This is a genomic window from Rhodanobacter sp. FW101-FHT13A11, assembly GCF_058790335.1.
Genome location: NZ_JBYTCN010000004.1, coordinates 193,744 through 207,927 on the forward strand (window position 1 = coordinate 193,744; position 14,184 = coordinate 207,927).

Below are 14,184 nucleotides of genomic sequence, written 5' to 3' on the forward strand. Positions count from 1 at the left end.
TGCCGCAGCGTGGCCGCGCTTACGCCAGCCGCCGGCCCAGCCAGGCACGCAGGTCGCCGATTTCCTCGGCGCAGACCGCGTGGGCCATCGGGTAGGTGTGCCAGTCCACGCTGTAGCCCAGCGCCTGCAGCGCGTTGCGCGAGTCGATGCCACGCTGCAGCACCACCACCGGGTCGGCCGTGCCGTGGCCCTGGAAGATCGGCGTGGCCGCGTTCGCGATGCTGCGTTCGGCGGCGAGCGTGGCGGAGATCGGCAGGTAGGTGGACAGCGCGATGATGCCGGCCAGTGGCTGCGCATGGCCCAGGCCCGCGGCCAGCGCGATCGCGCCGCCCTGCGAGAAGCCGGCCAGGAAGATCCGCCCGCTCGGTATGCCGCGCGCGTTCTCGCGGGCGATCAGCGCCTCGACCGCGGCGATCGAGGCGCGGATGCCGGCCTCGTCCTGGCGCGCGCGCGCATCGAAACCGATGATGTCGTACCACGCGCGCATCGACATGCCGTTGTTGATCGTCACCGGCCGCACCGGTGCATGCGGGAACACGAAGCGCAGCGCCGGCCACGCCGGATCCACCAGCTCCGGCACGATCGGCGCGAAGTCGTGGCCGTCCGCGCCGAGGCCGTGCAGCCAGAGGATGCTGTAGCGCGGATCGACGGCGGTTTCGTGTTCGACGGTGGGCAGGGTCATGAGATGGATCGAAGGCGGGGGAAGGATGCCATCGTAACAGTCCCGATCCTCGCCTCGATGCGTAGGAGCCCGCTGGCGGGCGATGCTCTTGTTTCGATGTACGTCCGTGGCATCAGAGCAAAAGCATCGCCCGCCAGCGGGCTCCTACCAGGCGCGGGGGATCAGGCGGACAGGAGTTTGATGCTGGCGCGTGATGTGTCTTGCCGATATCCGCGGCAGTCTGCACGCATGCCTGCTTTCCCAGCCATTGGCCGTCGCGCCTTGCGCCAGGGCCGCGTGTCCATTCCCGGCCAGATGTATCTGCTGACGACGGTGACCCGCCATCGTGCATGCGTCTTTGCGGATCCGGCCTGTGCGCGGGTGGCCAGCCGGGTCATCCACGCGGCATCGACCTGGGCGGATTCCCACCTGCTCGCTTGGGTGTTGATGCCCGATCACTGGCATGGCCTGTTGCAGCTCGGCAATGAGCCACTGGGCAGGATCATGAATCGATTCAAGGCCCGCGCGTCGCGTGCCTTGCATGAGTCATGCGGGCTGGACGGGTCGCCGTGGGATCGCAGTTTTCATGACCATGCGCTGCGGGTCGATGAGGACATCATGGCGGTGGCGCGATATATCGTCGCCAACCCGATGCGTGCTGGCCTGGTCGACAGCGTGCTTGCCTATCCCTATTGGGATGCCGTATGGCTCGATCGCGACGTATCGCTGATCTCGTAGGAGCCCGCTGGCGGGCGATGCTTTTGCTCTGATGTCATGGGTACATCGAAACAAGAGCATCGCCGCGCCAGCGGGCTCCTACAACGAGGTGGGCGATTTATTTTTCGACGTCCAGCCCCAGCTCATGCGCGAAGAAGGCCAGCCCGATCGCGGTGTCGCCGACGCGCTGGCTGAACGGGGCGCCGACGCCGTGGCCGGCGTTCATGCGGGTCAGCAGCAGGATCGGCTGCTGCGAGTTGCTGGCGTCCTGCAGCGCGGCGGCGAACTTGCGCGATTGCCACGGCGCCACGCGCGGGTCGTTGGCGCCGGTGGTGAGCAGCACCGCCGGGTAGGCCGTGTTCGCCTGCACGTGCTGCAGCGGCGAGTAGGCCAGGGTGGCCTTGAACTGCGCCGGATCCTTGATGCTGCCGTATTCGGGGATGTTGTACGGGCCGTTGGCGAACACGGTCTCGTGGCGCAGCATGTCGTAGATGCCCACCCGCGCCACCACGGCGCGGTAGTCGGCCGGATGCTGCACGACCTGCGCGCCCATCAGCAGGCCGCCGTTGCTGCCGCCCAGGATGCCCAGGTGCGCGCGGTCGGTCCAGCGTGCGTCGACCAGCGCCAGCGCGGCGGCGTGGAAGTCGTCGAACACGTTCTGCTTGTCGAGCCGCTGCCCCTGCGCATGCCAGGCCTGGCCGTTCTCGTTGCCGCCGCGGATGTTGGCGTAGGCGAGTACGCCGCCGTGTTCCAGCCAGGCCAGGTTGGGGCCGATGAAGCCGGGCTTTACCGGCAGGTCGAAGCCGCCGTAGCTGTACAGGATGGTGGGGCGCGCGCCGTTCGGGGTGACGCCCGGCAGCGACAGCACGGTCACCGGAATCGTCGTGCCGTCTTTCGAGGTGCCGTCGATGCGCTGCACGACGACGCGGGAATAGTCCGCCGCCGGCTTCACCTCGAACACGGTCTTCAGCGTGCCGTTCTTGCCGTCGTACTCGGCCCAGCGCGCGGGCACGGTCCAGCCGCTGTAGCCGATCAGCGCCTTGTCCTGGCCGGATTCGGAGGCGATCTCGCCGATGCCGGTGCCGTGCGCGGGCAGCGGCACGCGGCGCACGAAGGCTGCATCGGCGCGGTACTGCTCGATCCACCAGTCCGGCCCCCAGCTGCGCACCACCAGGAAGCCGTCGCCGAGCGGGGCGATGCGCTGGATCGCGCCCTCGCGCTCGGCCAGCACCGGCACGGCCTTGCCGTCCTTGCCGATGGCCACGATCCGGCCGCGCGGGGCGCCCCGGAACGAGGCCGCGTAGAGGCGTCCGGACACCCAGGCGGCCGCACGCACGTTCGCGCTGCGGTCGAGCACGCGCTGGAAGGTGTCGCCGTGCTGCAGATACACCTCGGCCGGGCCGCCGTCGCCGTCGTAGGCGAGTACCGCGGCCTGTGCCTTGCCCGGCGCGTTCACCAGCACGTACTCGGCGGTCGGCGAGTAGCCCCGGCCGAACACCACGCGGTCCGCCGCGGTCGGCTGGCCCAGCGCGTGGTGCACGAGGGTGGCGTGGAACTGTTCCACTTCCTGCCCCGCCGCCGGCGGCGCGAAGCGCACGTAGCTGAAGCCGCGCTCGTCGGCGTCCCAGGCCAGGCCCTGCGGCGTGGTGCCGCCGCCGGCCCAGGGCAGGGTGTCGGGCAGGGTCTTGCCGCTGTGCACGTCGAGCACGTGGATGGTGGTCAGCTCGCTGCCGCCCTCGGCGGTGCCGTAGGCGAGATAGCGCCCGCGCGGCGAGGGCCAGTAGGCGGTGATCGCGGTGCTGCCGTGGCCGGCGTTCGGATCCACCAGGGTTTTCGCCGCACCGCCCGGCCACGCCTGCGCGATCAGCACCGGCTGCGGCTGCGGCGGGGTCTGCTGCAGGTAGAACAGGGTGCCGCCGGCCAGCATCGGGCCGGAGCGCGTGGTCGAGGTGATCGCCAGCTGCTGCACCCGCGCGGTGAGCGCCTTGCCCTGCGGCATCGCCGCCAGCACGGCCTCGGCGTACGCGTTCTGCGCGGCGATCCACTGCCGCACCGCCGGGTCGTCCGGGTTTTCCAGCCAGCGGTAGGGGTCGTTCACCGTGACGCCGTGGAACGTGCTGGCGGCGGCATGCTGCGGTGTGGGCGGCGGCAACGGCTGCGGCGTACCGATCAGCGCGACGTTGCGCGGCGGCTTTTCCGGTGCCGTGGGCGGCAACTGGGCGGCGCGGGTGGCGCCGGCGGCGAGCAACGTGGCGGCGAAAACGAAGGCGAGACGCATGGCAGGGGTTCCATGGACAGGAGCGAGGCTTGGCAGAGTAGCGCCCCGGTGCGGCGATCGCAGCCCGCCGGGGGCTGACTTTCGGCACGGTTGACCCGGTGGCGCCGTCGCGCTCGGCTATGCTCTCCCTTTTGACGGGGGAACATCCATGCGTCGATTGCTGCTTGCCGGCCTTGTCGGCCTCACCGTGTTGCCGGCGGTTGCCGCCGTGCCGGCCGTGGCGCCGCTGGACCTGAAAACCGTGATGGCCGATCCCGACTGGATCGGCCAGGCGGTGGAGACGCCGTACTGGAGCGTGGACGGGCGCAGCCTGTACTACGCGTTGAAGCGCGACGGCAGCCCGGTGCGCGACCTGTACCGGGTCGACCCGGCCAGCGGGCAGGGCGTGAAGCTGGACCCGGCCGCGATGGCCCAGGCCGACGGCCCGGCGGTGTTCGATCGCGCGCACCGGCACGCCGCGTTCATCCTGCACGGTGACGTGTTCGTGGTCGACCTGGCCAGCGGCCGCCGCCAGCAGGTGACGCGCACGCCGCAGATGGAGTCCGCGCCGCGGTTCTCCGCCGATGGCCGCGCGCTGCAGTACCGCGACGGCAACGACTGGTACAGCTACGACCTGGCCAGCGGCGTCGCGGCGCCCGCGGCGATACTGAAATTCGCCGACGATCCGCAGGCGAAGCAGCCCGACGCGTTCGGCCGGCGGCAGCTGGAGCTGTTCAGGACGCTGCGCGAGGTCAAGGCCGACAAGCAGGCCGTGCGCGACGAGGACAAGGCGCTGGACGCGGCCGACCCGGGCCGTGCGCCGCAGCCGTTCTGGCTGGGCGACAAGTCCCGCGCGGTGGATACCGAACTGTCGCCGGACGGCCGCTGGATGCTGGTGGTCACCGTCCCGAAGGACCATGCCAAGGGCGAGGCGCCCAAGGTCAACCACTACGTCACCGAGGGCGGCTATACCGAGCCGAAGGACGCGCGCACCTACGTCGGGCGCAACGATCCCGCGCCGCAGTCGCTGCTGCTGCTGGACCTGCGCGGGCACCAGCAGTACCCGCTGAAGACCGACGGCCTGCCGGGCATCAAGGACGATCCGCTCAAGGCGCTGCGCGCGCGGGCCGTGGCCGCGCTGGAAAAGGCTGGCAAGCAGGACGAGGCGAAGGCGCTGAAGGCGCCCGACGTGCGCCCGGTGCGCATCATCGCCGGCACCGAGGACGGTGGTGGCGGCGGCATCGCGTGGAGCGACGACGGCAGCCAGCTCGCGATCCAGCTGCGCGCGATCGACAACAAGGACCGCTGGATCGCCAGCGTCGATTTCGGCCGCCACGTGCTGGTCGGCCAGCATCGCCTCACCGACGAGGCGTGGATCAACTGGAACTTCAACGATTTCGGCTGGCTCAGGGACAACCGCACGCTGTGGTACCTGAGCGAGCAGAGCGGCTGGTCGCAGCTCTACGTCAAGCCGCTCGACGGCAAGGCGAGGGCGCTGACCTCCGGCCGGTTCGAGGTCAGCCACCCGCTGCTCAGTGACGACGGCCGCTGGTTCTACCTGCGCGCGAACCAGGTGGCGCCATACAGCTACGACGTCTACCGGCTGCCCGTCGGCGGCGGTGCGCTGAGCCGCGTCACCAGCTACCAGGGCATGGACGATTTCAGGTTGTCGCCGGACGGCAGCCAGCTGGCCGTGCTGCACTCCTCGCCGTACGTGCGGGCGCAACTGGCCGTGCAGAGCGCCGACGGCGGTACGCCGCGCGAGCTCACCAGCACCATGAAACCCGCGTTCACCGCGCACGACTGGATCGCGCCGAAGATCGTCGAGGTACCGTCCTCGCACGGTGCCGGCAGCATCTACGCGAAGTACTACGGGCCCGCCGGCGAGACCGATGCGCCGGCCTTGCGCCCGGCGGCGATCTTCGTGCACGGCGCCGGCTACCTGCAGAACGTCACGCTGTCGTGGTCGAACTACTTCCGCGAGCAGATGTTCCACAACCTGCTGGTGCAGCAAGGCTACGTGGTGCTGGATATGGACTACCGCGCCTCGGAAGGCTACGGCCGCGCCTGGCGCACCGCGATCTACCGCCAGATGGGGCATCCGGAACTGGAGGACCTGCTCGACGGCAAGGCGTGGCTGGTGAAAAACCACGGCGTCGATCCGAAGCGCGTGGGCATCTATGGCGGCAGCTACGGCGGCTTCATGACCGAGATGGCGCTGCTGCGCGCACCGGGCGAATTCGCCGCCGGCTCCGCGCAGCGCCCGGTTAGCGACTGGACGCTGTACAGCCACGAATACACCTCGAACATCCTCAACGACCCGCAGCTCGACCCCGAGGCGTACAAGGCCAGTTCGCCGATCGAGTACGCCGACCAGCTGCGCGACCCGCTGCTGATCCAGCACGGCCTGATCGACGACAACGTGCTGGCCGAGGATTCGATCCGCCTCTACCAGCGCTTCATCGAGCTGCACAAGAAGAACTTCTGGATGTCGCTGTACCCGCTGGAGCGGCACGGCTTCGTGCACGCCGATTCGTGGTACGACGAGTACCGCCGCATCGACGAGCTGTTCGACACGTACGTGAAGCCGGTGAGGGATGCATCGCCCGGCCACTGACGGCATCGTCGTGGCGTGACGCACGGAAACCACGGGCATTTCGGTGCCCGTGGTTTTTTCATGGTCGCCGCGGGTCGCCGTGGAGGCCGTCGTCGTCGGACAAGATCACGGGATGGTCCGCGTGTTGCCCATGCCATCCAGCCATCCCCGCGGCAGGCCTTGCCCTTGCCGGGAAGGAGTCGCGAGCCGGCCTCCGCCGCTCCACGGCCAGCGTCGCGGCGCCGCATGCGGGGCGCGGCGCCGCAACCTCCGAAGCGGGCTTCGGAGTCCTTGCCGGGTTACTTGACCACCACGCTGCCGGTCATGGTGGGGTGGAACTTGCAGAAGAACGCGAGCGTGCCGGCGGTGGCGGTGATGCGCGCGCTGGCGCCCGGCTTCAGGTCGACGTCGAAACGGCCGTCGCGGGCGGTGGCGCTGTGTTCGAGGATGTCGTGATTGGCCCACTCGATGATGTCGCCGGCGCGCACGCCGGTCGGCATCGGGCCGTACGCCATCTTGTCGACCAGGATCACGTGCACGCGCCGGCCTGGTGCCGTCGCCGCGGTGTCGGCGGCGACGGCCGGCATGAAGCCGCCGACGAATGCCAGCACGGCGACGAGCAGGATCATCGTGCGAAGCATGGCGCCCTCCTTACTTCAGGCTCTGGGCGAGATGCTCGGCGTGCATTTCGTGCGAATGGAACAGCTTGGAGCCGGTCTCGAGCAGCGACTTCAGTTCCGCGTTCTGCGTGGACGGGATCAGCGTGCCGTCGAGTGCGGTCAGCACGGCCTTGTGGAACGCCACTTCGTTGTCGGCGTAGGCCTTGTCGTAGGCGGCACCGCTCAGCGCAGCGAGCTTCTTCTGTTCAGCGGCGGCGCCCTTGGCCAGCGACTGGCTGGTGGCGTTGTCGGCCGGGGTGACGCCCAGTTTCTTGGCCAGCGCCAAAGCCTGGTCGTTCACGGCCGCGTGGTCGCGCGCCATTTCCTCGGCGAACGCGCGCACGTCGGCGCTGTGGGATTTCTGCAGCGCCTGCTTGGCCGCGGTGACGTCGATCACGCCGGCGGTGTAGGCGATGTGCGCGATCTGCGCATCGTTGATGGCCGGCGCCGGGGTGGCGGCATGCACGCCGGCGAGCGAGCCGAGGCCGAGCGTGAGGGCGAGGGCGAGCAGGGACTTGTTCATGAGCGGTGTCTCCTTGGGATGGATGAGGGCCGGACGATGCCCGCCGGTGCCCATGAGATGCAGCAGCGGCGCACAGGTTCCGGCTGATGCGCGGGAACCTCATTCGCCGCGTGCGCATCCGATCGGCTGTCACCCCCACGAAGGCACCCGCATGCTCGTTACCGACCAGGCCCTCGCCCCGATGGCGTCGTCGCCGTCGCCTGCCGAAACACCGCAGCCCACGCGCGCCGAGGCGGAAGCCGCCGTGCGCACGCTGATCCGCTGGGCCGGCGACGACCCCATGCGCGAAGGCCTGCTGGCCACGCCGGCGCGGGTGGTGCGCGCCTACGAGGAATGGTTCGCCGGCTACCGGCAGGACCCGGCCGGCCTGCTCAGCCGCACCTTCGGGGAGGTCGGCGGTTACGACGAGCCGGTGCTGCTGCGCGACATCCCGTTGCAGTCCACCTGCGAGCACCACATGGCGGCGATCCGTGGCGTGGTGCACATCGCCTACCTGCCGCGGCGGCGGGTGGTGGGCATTTCCAAGTTGGCGCGGCTGGTCGAGGCACTCGGCCGGCGCCTGCAGATCCAGGAGCGGCTGACCGCGGAGATCGCCGACACGCTGGCCCGCGCGCTGCAGCCGCGCGGCGTGGCGGTGATCGTGCAGGCCAGCCACGAATGCCTGTCCTCGCGCGGGGTGCGCCTGCACGGCGTGTCGATGCGGACCCGGCGCCTGCTCGGCGAGTTCGCCGAGGAACCGTGGCGGCGCGAGATCCTGGCCATGCTGGCCGGCTGAACGGGAACCTCGGGCCACCCCGGCGCATCGGATCGGGTGTACAAGGAGAAAGCCATGTCAGCCCATGCCCATGTTGCCTCCGTCGATTACGCCGCGCTGGACGACCACGCGCTGGTGGCGCAGGTCCGCGACGGCCACCGCGAGGCGTTCCGCCACATCATGCAGCGCTGCAACCAGCGGCTGTTCCGCGTCGCGCGCGCCGTGATCGGCGAGGATTCGGAAGCGGAAGACGTGCTGCAGGAATCGTATATGCGTGCCTATCACAAGCTGGATTCGTTCCGCGGCGACTCGACCCTGCTGACCTGGCTCACCAGCATCGTGCTGAACGAGGCGCGCGGCCGCCTGCGCAAGCGCCACACCATGGTCGGCCTGGAGCAGATCGACGCCGCGCCGGACGATAGCCACCAGATCATCCAGTTCCCCTCGAAATTCGGCAGCGAGGACCCGGCGGTGTCGGCGGCGCGCACGCAGATCCGCCACCTGCTCGAACATGCCATCGACGAGCTGCCGGAATCGTTCCGCACCGTCTACATGATGCGCGAGGTGGAGGAGTGCTCGGTGGAGGAGACCGCCAGCCTGCTGGCGATCAAGCCGGAAACCGTGAAGACCCGCCTGTACCGCGCGCGCCGGCTGCTGCGCGCGTCGTTGCAGGGCACCCTGGCCGGGACCATGGGCGAGGCGTTCCCGTTCATGGGCCAGCGCTGCGCCCGCGTCGCCGACGCGGTGATGGCAAGGCTGGAGGCCGAGTCCGCGTAGCCGGCGCCGGATTCAGGCGGCCCGGCGCAGCGCCGCCGCCTCGCGCGCCAGCCGCTCGATGCCGGCCCAGTCGCCGGCGGCGAGCTTGTCGGCGGGAGTGAGCCAGGAGCCGCCCACGCACAGCACGTTGGGCAGGGCGAGGAAATCCGGCGCGCTGGCCAGGCCGATGCCGCCGGTGGGGCAGAAGCGGATCTGCGGCAGCGGGCTGGCCCAGGCGCCGAGCAGCTTGTGGCCGCCGGCCGGCACCGCCGGGAAGAACTTCAGGTGGCGGTAGCCGCGCTCGAGCAGGGCCATCGCCTCGCTGGCGGTGGCCACGCCGGGCAGCAGCGGCAGTTCGCTGTCGTCGGCGGCGTCGAGCAGGCGCGGCGAGGTGCCGGGCGATACCGCGAAGCGGGCGCCGGCCTGCCGCGCGGCCTCGAGGTCGCGCGCGCCAAGCGCGGTGCCGCAGCCGACCACCGCGCCTTCCACCTCGGCGGCGATCGCGCGGATCGCCTCCAGTGCCGCCGGCGTGCGCAGGGTGACCTCGATCGTCGGGATGCCGCCGGCGACCAGCGCACGCGCCATCGGCACCGCGGCCTTCGCGTCATCGATGATCACCACCGGGATCACCGGCGCCAGCCGCATGAGGGTTTCGACTTGCTGCTGCTTTTGTTCGATGGGGCTCACGTCTGGCTCCTGGGGTTTGGCCCCTCCCCCTGCAGCGCAGGGGGAGGTTGGGAGGGGGTTGCTCAGGCTGGCGTGGAGGTGAAGATCAAGAGCGACCCCACCCCGACCCTCCCCTGCGGAGCAGGGGAGGGGGAAAAGCTACAGCACGCCCGCACCGAGGTCGGCGTTGGCGGCGGCCTGGCGGAACAGGCCGAACAGTTCGCGGCCCATGCCGCTGTGCTCGCCGGACAGGTCGGCGACGTGCGGCAGGCGGGCATCCAGTTCGTGCGCTTCCATCAGGACGTCCAGACGTCCGTTCGCCGCGTCCAGGCGAATCATGTCGCCGTCGCGGATCTTGGCGATGTTGCCGCCGGCCACCGCTTCGGGGGTGACGTGGATCGCCGCCGGCACGCGGCCGGAGGCGCCGGACATGCGGCCGTCGGTGAGCAGGGCGATGCGGTGGCCGCGATCCTGCAGCAGCGCCAGCGTGGGGGTGAGCTTGTGCAGCTCGGGCATGCCGTTCGCGCGCGGGCCCTGGAAGCGCACCACCGCCACGAAATCGCGGTTCAGTTCGCCGCGCTTGAACGCGCCGGCCACCTCGTCCTGGTCGTTGAACACGATCGCCGGCGCCTCGATCAGCAGGCGGTCGTCCGGCACCGAGGAGACCTTGATCACCGCGCGGCCGAGGTTGCCCTCGAGCATGCGCAGGCCGCCGTCGGCGCGGAACGGTTCGTCGACGCCGCGCAGCACGCCGCGGTTGCCGCTCTGCTTGCCCACCGGCACCCATTGGATCGCGCCGGCCTCGTCCAGCTGCGGCACGCGCGCATAGCCGTCCAGGCCGGTGCCGAAGATGGTTTTCACGTCGGCATGCAGCAGGCCGGCGCCGAGCAGCTGGTCGATCAGGAACGCCATGCCGCCGGCCTCGTGGAACTGGTTCACGTCGGCATAGCCGTTCGGATAGACCCGCGCCAGCAGCGGGATCACGCCGGACAGCGCATCGAAATCGTCCCAGCGCAGCTGGATGCCGGCGGCGTGCGCGATCGCCACCAGGTGCAGCAGGTGGTTGGTGGAGCCGCCGGTGGCATGCAGGCCGATCACGCCGTTGATGATCGCGCGCTCGTCGATGATGTGGCCCAGCGGCAGGTAATGGCTGCCCAGCGCACTGAGCCCGGCGACCCGGTGCACCACCTCGGCGGTGAGCGCGTCGCGCAGCGGCGTGTCCGGCGCAGTGAAGCTGGCGCCGGGCAGGTGCAGGCCCATGATCTCCATCAGCATCTGGTTGGAGTTGGCGGTGCCGTAGAAGGTGCAGGTGCCGGGCGCGTGGTACGAGGCCGCCTCCGCTTCCAGCAGCTCGGCCTTGCTCGCCTTGCCGTCGGCGAAGGCCTGGCGCACCTTCGACTTCTGTTCGTTCGGGATGCCGCTGGGCATCGGCCCCGACGGCACGAACGCGCCGGCCAGGTGGCCGAAGCTCAGCGCGCCGATCAACAGGCCCGGCACGATCTTGTCGCAGATGCCGAGGAACAGCGCGCCGTCGAACATGTCGTGCGACAGCGCGACCGCGGTGGCCAGCGCCACCACGTCGCGCGAGAACAGCGACAGCTGCATGCCGGCGCGGCCCTGGGTGATGCCGTCGCACATCGCCGGCACGCCGCCGGCGACCTGGGCGGTGACGCCGGCGTCGCGGGCGATCTGGCGGATCAGCGCGGGATAGCGCTCGTACGGCTGGTGCGCCGAGAGCATGTCGTTGTAGGCGGTGACGATGGCGAGGTTGGCGCGGTGGCCGTTGCGCAGCGCGGCCTTGTCCTCCGTGCCGCAGGCGGCGAAACCGTGCGCGAGGTTGCCGCAGGACAGGTGCCCGCGCTGCGGCCCGCTGCGGCCCACCGCGTCGATCCGCTGGAGGTAGGCCGCGCGCGTCTCGCGGCTGCGCTCGCGCAGGCGTTCGGTGACTTCGGCGACGATCGGATGCAACGTGCTCATGATTCATTCCGGGTGTGTAGGAGCGCACCTTGTGCGCGATCAGAGTTGCGGCGCCGCTGCTTCGCTGGCTTTTCGCGCACAGGGTGCGCTCCTACAGCGACGCTGGTTGTGGTGGTCAAGGACACCAGTACACCGCTACCGGCACGCGTTGCTGGGTCAGTACCGCGCGCACCGGGTAGTGCTGCGCCGCGCCCAGGCCGAGGCGCGCGTCGGCGAGCAGGTCGCGTTTCTTCTCGCCGGCCACCAGCAGGTACAGCGCGCGCGTTTCCAGCAGGGTCGGCAGGGTCAATGTGATGCGCGGCTCGCCCGCGCCGGGCGCATGCATCGGCAGCACGCGGGCCTGGCCGTCCGGGTCCAGCGCCTCGGCGAGGCGGTCGCCGCCGGGGAAGAACGAGGCGGTGTGGCCGTCGTCGCCCATGCCCAGCACCACCGCGTCGAACGGCAGCGGCAGCGCGTCGATGCGTGCGTCGGCGGTGGCCAGCCCGGCCTCGGGGGTGGCGTCGCCGGTGTACAGCGGCACGAAGGACGCCACGGCGGCGGCATGCTGCAGCAGCCGCGATTTCACCAGCCGCGCGTTCGAGCGCTCGTCGGTGTCCGCCACCCAGCGTTCGTCGACCAGGGTCACCTGCACCCGGGCCCAGTCGAGTTTCTCGTGCGAGAGGCGGTCGAAGAAATCCTTTGGCGTGCTGCCGCCGGAGACGGCCAGCACGGCGTGGCCGCGTTCGGCCAAGCCGCTGCGCAGACGTTCGGCGACGCGCTCGGCCAGCGCCGTGGCCTGCGTGCGACAATCGGTGAAGCTGTGCGTGGTGACGTTCAAGGGGGGATGCATGGTGGTGATGGCGCGCCGGTCGGTCGAGGGGCCGGCGCAGCTCTGGTGGCCAGGGGAAGTTCAGTCTGCCGCAGGCCGCTGCAGCGGCAGGTGAACCGGGTCATTCGCTGTCTTCGTTCCAGGTGCGGCCGTCGCGCTCGATCAGCGCCACGGCCGCGCTCGGCCCCCAGCTGCCGGCGGTGTACGGCCGCGGCGGTTCGCCGCTGTCGGCCCAGGCGGCGAGGATCGGGCCGGCCCAGCGCCACGCCGCCTCGACTTCGTCGCGGCGCATGAACAAGGTGGGGTTGCCGCGCACCACGTCGAGCAGCAGGCGTTCGTACGCATCGGGCTGCTGCACGCCGAATGCCTCGGCGAAGCTCATGTCCAGCGGCACGTGGCGCAGGCGCAGGCCGCCGGGGCCGGGGTGCTTGATGGTCAGCCACAGCTTCACGCCCTCGTCCGGCTGCAGCCGCAGCACCAGCCGGTTCTGCGACAAGGTGCCGGCGTCGGGGTTGAAGATCGAATGCGGCACCGGCTTGAAGGTCACCGCGATCTCCGACACCCGGCTCGGCAACCGCTTGCCGGTGCGCAGGTAGAACGGCACGCCGGCCCAGCGCCAGTTCGCGATCTCCGCCTTCAGCGCCACGAAGGTCTCGGTGTTGGACTTGCTGTTGCCCAGTTCTTCCGGGTAGCCGGGCACGCTGGCGCCCTCGGCCACGCCGGCGCGGTACTGGCCGCGCACGGTGAGCTGGGCGGCGTTGCCGTCGTCGATGGGCTTCAGCGAATGCAGCACCTTCAGCTTCTCGTCGCGCACCGCGTCGGGCGCCAGCGAGGACGGCGGCTCCATCGCCACCATGCACAGCAGCTGCAGCATGTGGTTCTGCACCATGTCGCGCAGCGCGCCGGCGCGGTCGTAGTAGGCGCCGCGATGGCCGACGCCCAGCGTCTCGGCCACGGTGATCTGCACGTGGTCGATGTGCGCGGAATTCCACAGCGGCTCGAACAAGGCGTTGCCGAAGCGCAGCACCAGCAGGTTCTGCACCGTCTCCTTGCCGAGGTAGTGGTCGATGCGGAAGGTCTGCGACTCGCTGAACACCTTGCCGACCGCGTCGTTGATCTGGTTCGCGCTGGCCAGGTCGCGGCCGATCGGCTTCTCCAGCACCACGCGCGAGGCGCCCTGGTTGAGCTTGTACTGGCCCAGCCGGGTGCAGATGTCGACGAACAGCTCCGGCGAGGTGGACAGGTAGAAAACCCGTATATGTCCGGGTTGTGCGCCGATGAGCGCGGCGAAGTCGTCCCAGCCCTCGTCCTTGCGCGCGTCCAGCGGGCGGTAGAACACCTGCTGCAGGAACACGTCCAGTTGCGCCGCCGCGCACACGCCGACCAGCGCCTCGCGCAGGTGCGCGCGGTAGCCGGCGTCGTCCAGCGCCTCGCGGGCGATGCCGACGATACGGCTGCTGGCCGGGATCTGGCCGTCGAGGAAGCGGTGGAACAGGGCCGGCAGCAGCTTGCGCACGGCGAGGTCGCCGGTGCCGCCGAAGATCACCAGGTCGAACGGTTCGACCGATTGGGGGGAAGCAGTCACGCAGTCACCTCGACACGATGCCGGATGGCGGGCAGTGGCGGATGGCCGGTCTTGCCCGGGGTCGCTATTGATCGTACCAGTGAAATACCAGACCGGCCACCGTTATGCATACGAATTCATCGAAAGCCTTCGCCCGGCCGTGCGAGTTGCCCCGATGATCGGCCGGTTTTACGTCATTACCGGGCGGCAGGCCGATGCCGGGGGCCGATATCCCCACGACCCGGC

12 protein-coding genes are annotated in these 14,184 nt (G+C 70.2%); 4 read left to right on the forward strand and 8 right to left on the reverse strand.

All coding sequences use genetic code 11. The annotated features are described in order from the left end of the window. Positions 1-19: 19 nt before the first annotated feature. Positions 20-682 (reverse strand): alpha/beta hydrolase, encoded by a 663-nt coding sequence (locus tag AC3WRN_RS06830; protein ID WP_492622406.1) that lies wholly within the window; start codon positions 680-682, stop codon positions 20-22. Positions 683-910: 228 nt separating this feature from the next. Here AC3WRN_RS06830 and AC3WRN_RS06835 point away from each other — a divergent pair, with 228 nt between their 5' ends. Then, positions 911-1,399 carry an REP-associated tyrosine transposase gene (locus tag AC3WRN_RS06835; RefSeq protein ID WP_492622473.1) on the forward strand — a complete coding sequence of 163 codons (489 nt, stop codon included), beginning with the start codon at positions 911-913 and terminating at the stop codon, positions 1,397-1,399. Positions 1,400-1,496: 97 nt separating this feature from the next. Here the strand turns inward: AC3WRN_RS06835 and AC3WRN_RS06840 are convergent, their stop codons facing one another. Next, the gene (locus AC3WRN_RS06840; protein WP_492622407.1) at positions 1,497-3,656 is read right to left on the reverse strand and encodes a prolyl oligopeptidase family serine peptidase; all 2,160 of its coding nucleotides are present in this window, start codon (positions 3,654-3,656) and stop codon (positions 1,497-1,499) included. A 148-nt stretch (positions 3,657-3,804) separates the two neighbouring features. Here AC3WRN_RS06840 and AC3WRN_RS06845 point away from each other — a divergent pair, with 148 nt between their 5' ends. Next, positions 3,805-6,252: a S9 family peptidase gene (locus AC3WRN_RS06845; protein WP_492622408.1), complete on the forward strand. Its 2,448-nt coding sequence runs from the start codon at positions 3,805-3,807 to the stop codon at positions 6,250-6,252. Between the two features lie 278 nt (positions 6,253-6,530). Here AC3WRN_RS06845 and AC3WRN_RS06850 read toward each other — a convergent pair whose 3' ends face one another. Further along, on the reverse strand, positions 6,531-6,872 hold the full coding sequence (locus AC3WRN_RS06850; RefSeq protein ID WP_492622409.1) for a cupredoxin domain-containing protein: 342 nt from the start codon (positions 6,870-6,872) through the stop codon (positions 6,531-6,533). A gap of 10 nt (positions 6,873-6,882) precedes the next feature. Then, complete coding sequence (locus AC3WRN_RS06855; RefSeq protein ID WP_068094093.1) at positions 6,883-7,413, reverse strand: DUF4142 domain-containing protein; 531 nt, start codon at positions 7,411-7,413, stop codon at positions 6,883-6,885. A 151-nt stretch (positions 7,414-7,564) separates the two neighbouring features. Between AC3WRN_RS06855 and folE the strand changes: the two genes are divergently transcribed. After that, the gene (folE, locus tag AC3WRN_RS06860; protein ID WP_492622410.1) at positions 7,565-8,188 is read left to right on the forward strand and encodes a GTP cyclohydrolase I; all 624 of its coding nucleotides are present in this window, start codon (positions 7,565-7,567) and stop codon (positions 8,186-8,188) included. A 54-nt stretch (positions 8,189-8,242) separates the two neighbouring features. Beyond that, on the forward strand, positions 8,243-8,944 hold the full coding sequence (locus tag AC3WRN_RS06865; RefSeq protein WP_492622411.1) for an RNA polymerase sigma factor: 702 nt from the start codon (positions 8,243-8,245) through the stop codon (positions 8,942-8,944). A gap of 12 nt (positions 8,945-8,956) precedes the next feature. Here the strand turns inward: AC3WRN_RS06865 and eda are convergent, their stop codons facing one another. From eda to zwf, 4 genes are all read right to left on the reverse strand, one after another. Next, positions 8,957-9,610, reverse strand: a complete 654-nt coding sequence (gene eda, locus AC3WRN_RS06870; protein ID WP_068094101.1) for a bifunctional 4-hydroxy-2-oxoglutarate aldolase/2-dehydro-3-deoxy-phosphogluconate aldolase — start codon at positions 9,608-9,610, stop codon at positions 8,957-8,959. Between the two features lie 138 nt (positions 9,611-9,748). Further along, positions 9,749-11,566, reverse strand: coding sequence for a phosphogluconate dehydratase (edd, locus tag AC3WRN_RS06875; RefSeq protein ID WP_492622412.1), 1,818 nt, complete (start codon positions 11,564-11,566; stop codon positions 9,749-9,751). A 115-nt stretch (positions 11,567-11,681) separates the two neighbouring features. Then, positions 11,682-12,395, reverse strand: coding sequence for a 6-phosphogluconolactonase (gene pgl / locus AC3WRN_RS06880; protein ID WP_492622413.1), 714 nt, complete (start codon positions 12,393-12,395; stop codon positions 11,682-11,684). Positions 12,396-12,495: 100 nt separating this feature from the next. Beyond that, the gene (gene zwf, locus AC3WRN_RS06885; protein ID WP_068094110.1) at positions 12,496-13,959 is read right to left on the reverse strand and encodes a glucose-6-phosphate dehydrogenase; all 1,464 of its coding nucleotides are present in this window, start codon (positions 13,957-13,959) and stop codon (positions 12,496-12,498) included. Positions 13,960-14,184: the final 225 nt, after the last annotated feature.

Excerpts from the sequence above, each read along its gene's own strand:
- AC3WRN_RS06855 (WP_068094093.1), bottom strand. The coding sequence starts at position 7,413 with ATGAACAAGTCCCTGCTCGCCCTCGCCCTCACGCTCGGCCTCGGCTCG.
- AC3WRN_RS06830 (WP_492622406.1), bottom strand. The coding sequence starts at position 682 with ATGACCCTGCCCACCGTCGAACACGAAACCGCCGTCGATCCGCGCTAC.
- AC3WRN_RS06845 (WP_492622408.1), top strand. The coding sequence starts at position 3,805 with ATGCGTCGATTGCTGCTTGCCGGCCTTGTCGGCCTCACCGTGTTGCCG.
- pgl (WP_492622413.1), bottom strand. The coding sequence starts at position 12,395 with ATGCATCCCCCCTTGAACGTCACCACGCACAGCTTCACCGATTGTCGC.
- folE (WP_492622410.1), top strand. The coding sequence starts at position 7,565 with ATGCTCGTTACCGACCAGGCCCTCGCCCCGATGGCGTCGTCGCCGTCG.
- AC3WRN_RS06865 (WP_492622411.1), top strand. The coding sequence starts at position 8,243 with ATGTCAGCCCATGCCCATGTTGCCTCCGTCGATTACGCCGCGCTGGAC.
- AC3WRN_RS06840 (WP_492622407.1), bottom strand. The coding sequence starts at position 3,656 with ATGCGTCTCGCCTTCGTTTTCGCCGCCACGTTGCTCGCCGCCGGCGCC.
- edd (WP_492622412.1), bottom strand. The coding sequence starts at position 11,566 with ATGAGCACGTTGCATCCGATCGTCGCCGAAGTCACCGAACGCCTGCGC.
- AC3WRN_RS06835 (WP_492622473.1), top strand. The coding sequence starts at position 911 with ATGCCTGCTTTCCCAGCCATTGGCCGTCGCGCCTTGCGCCAGGGCCGC.
- AC3WRN_RS06850 (WP_492622409.1), bottom strand. The coding sequence starts at position 6,872 with ATGCTTCGCACGATGATCCTGCTCGTCGCCGTGCTGGCATTCGTCGGC.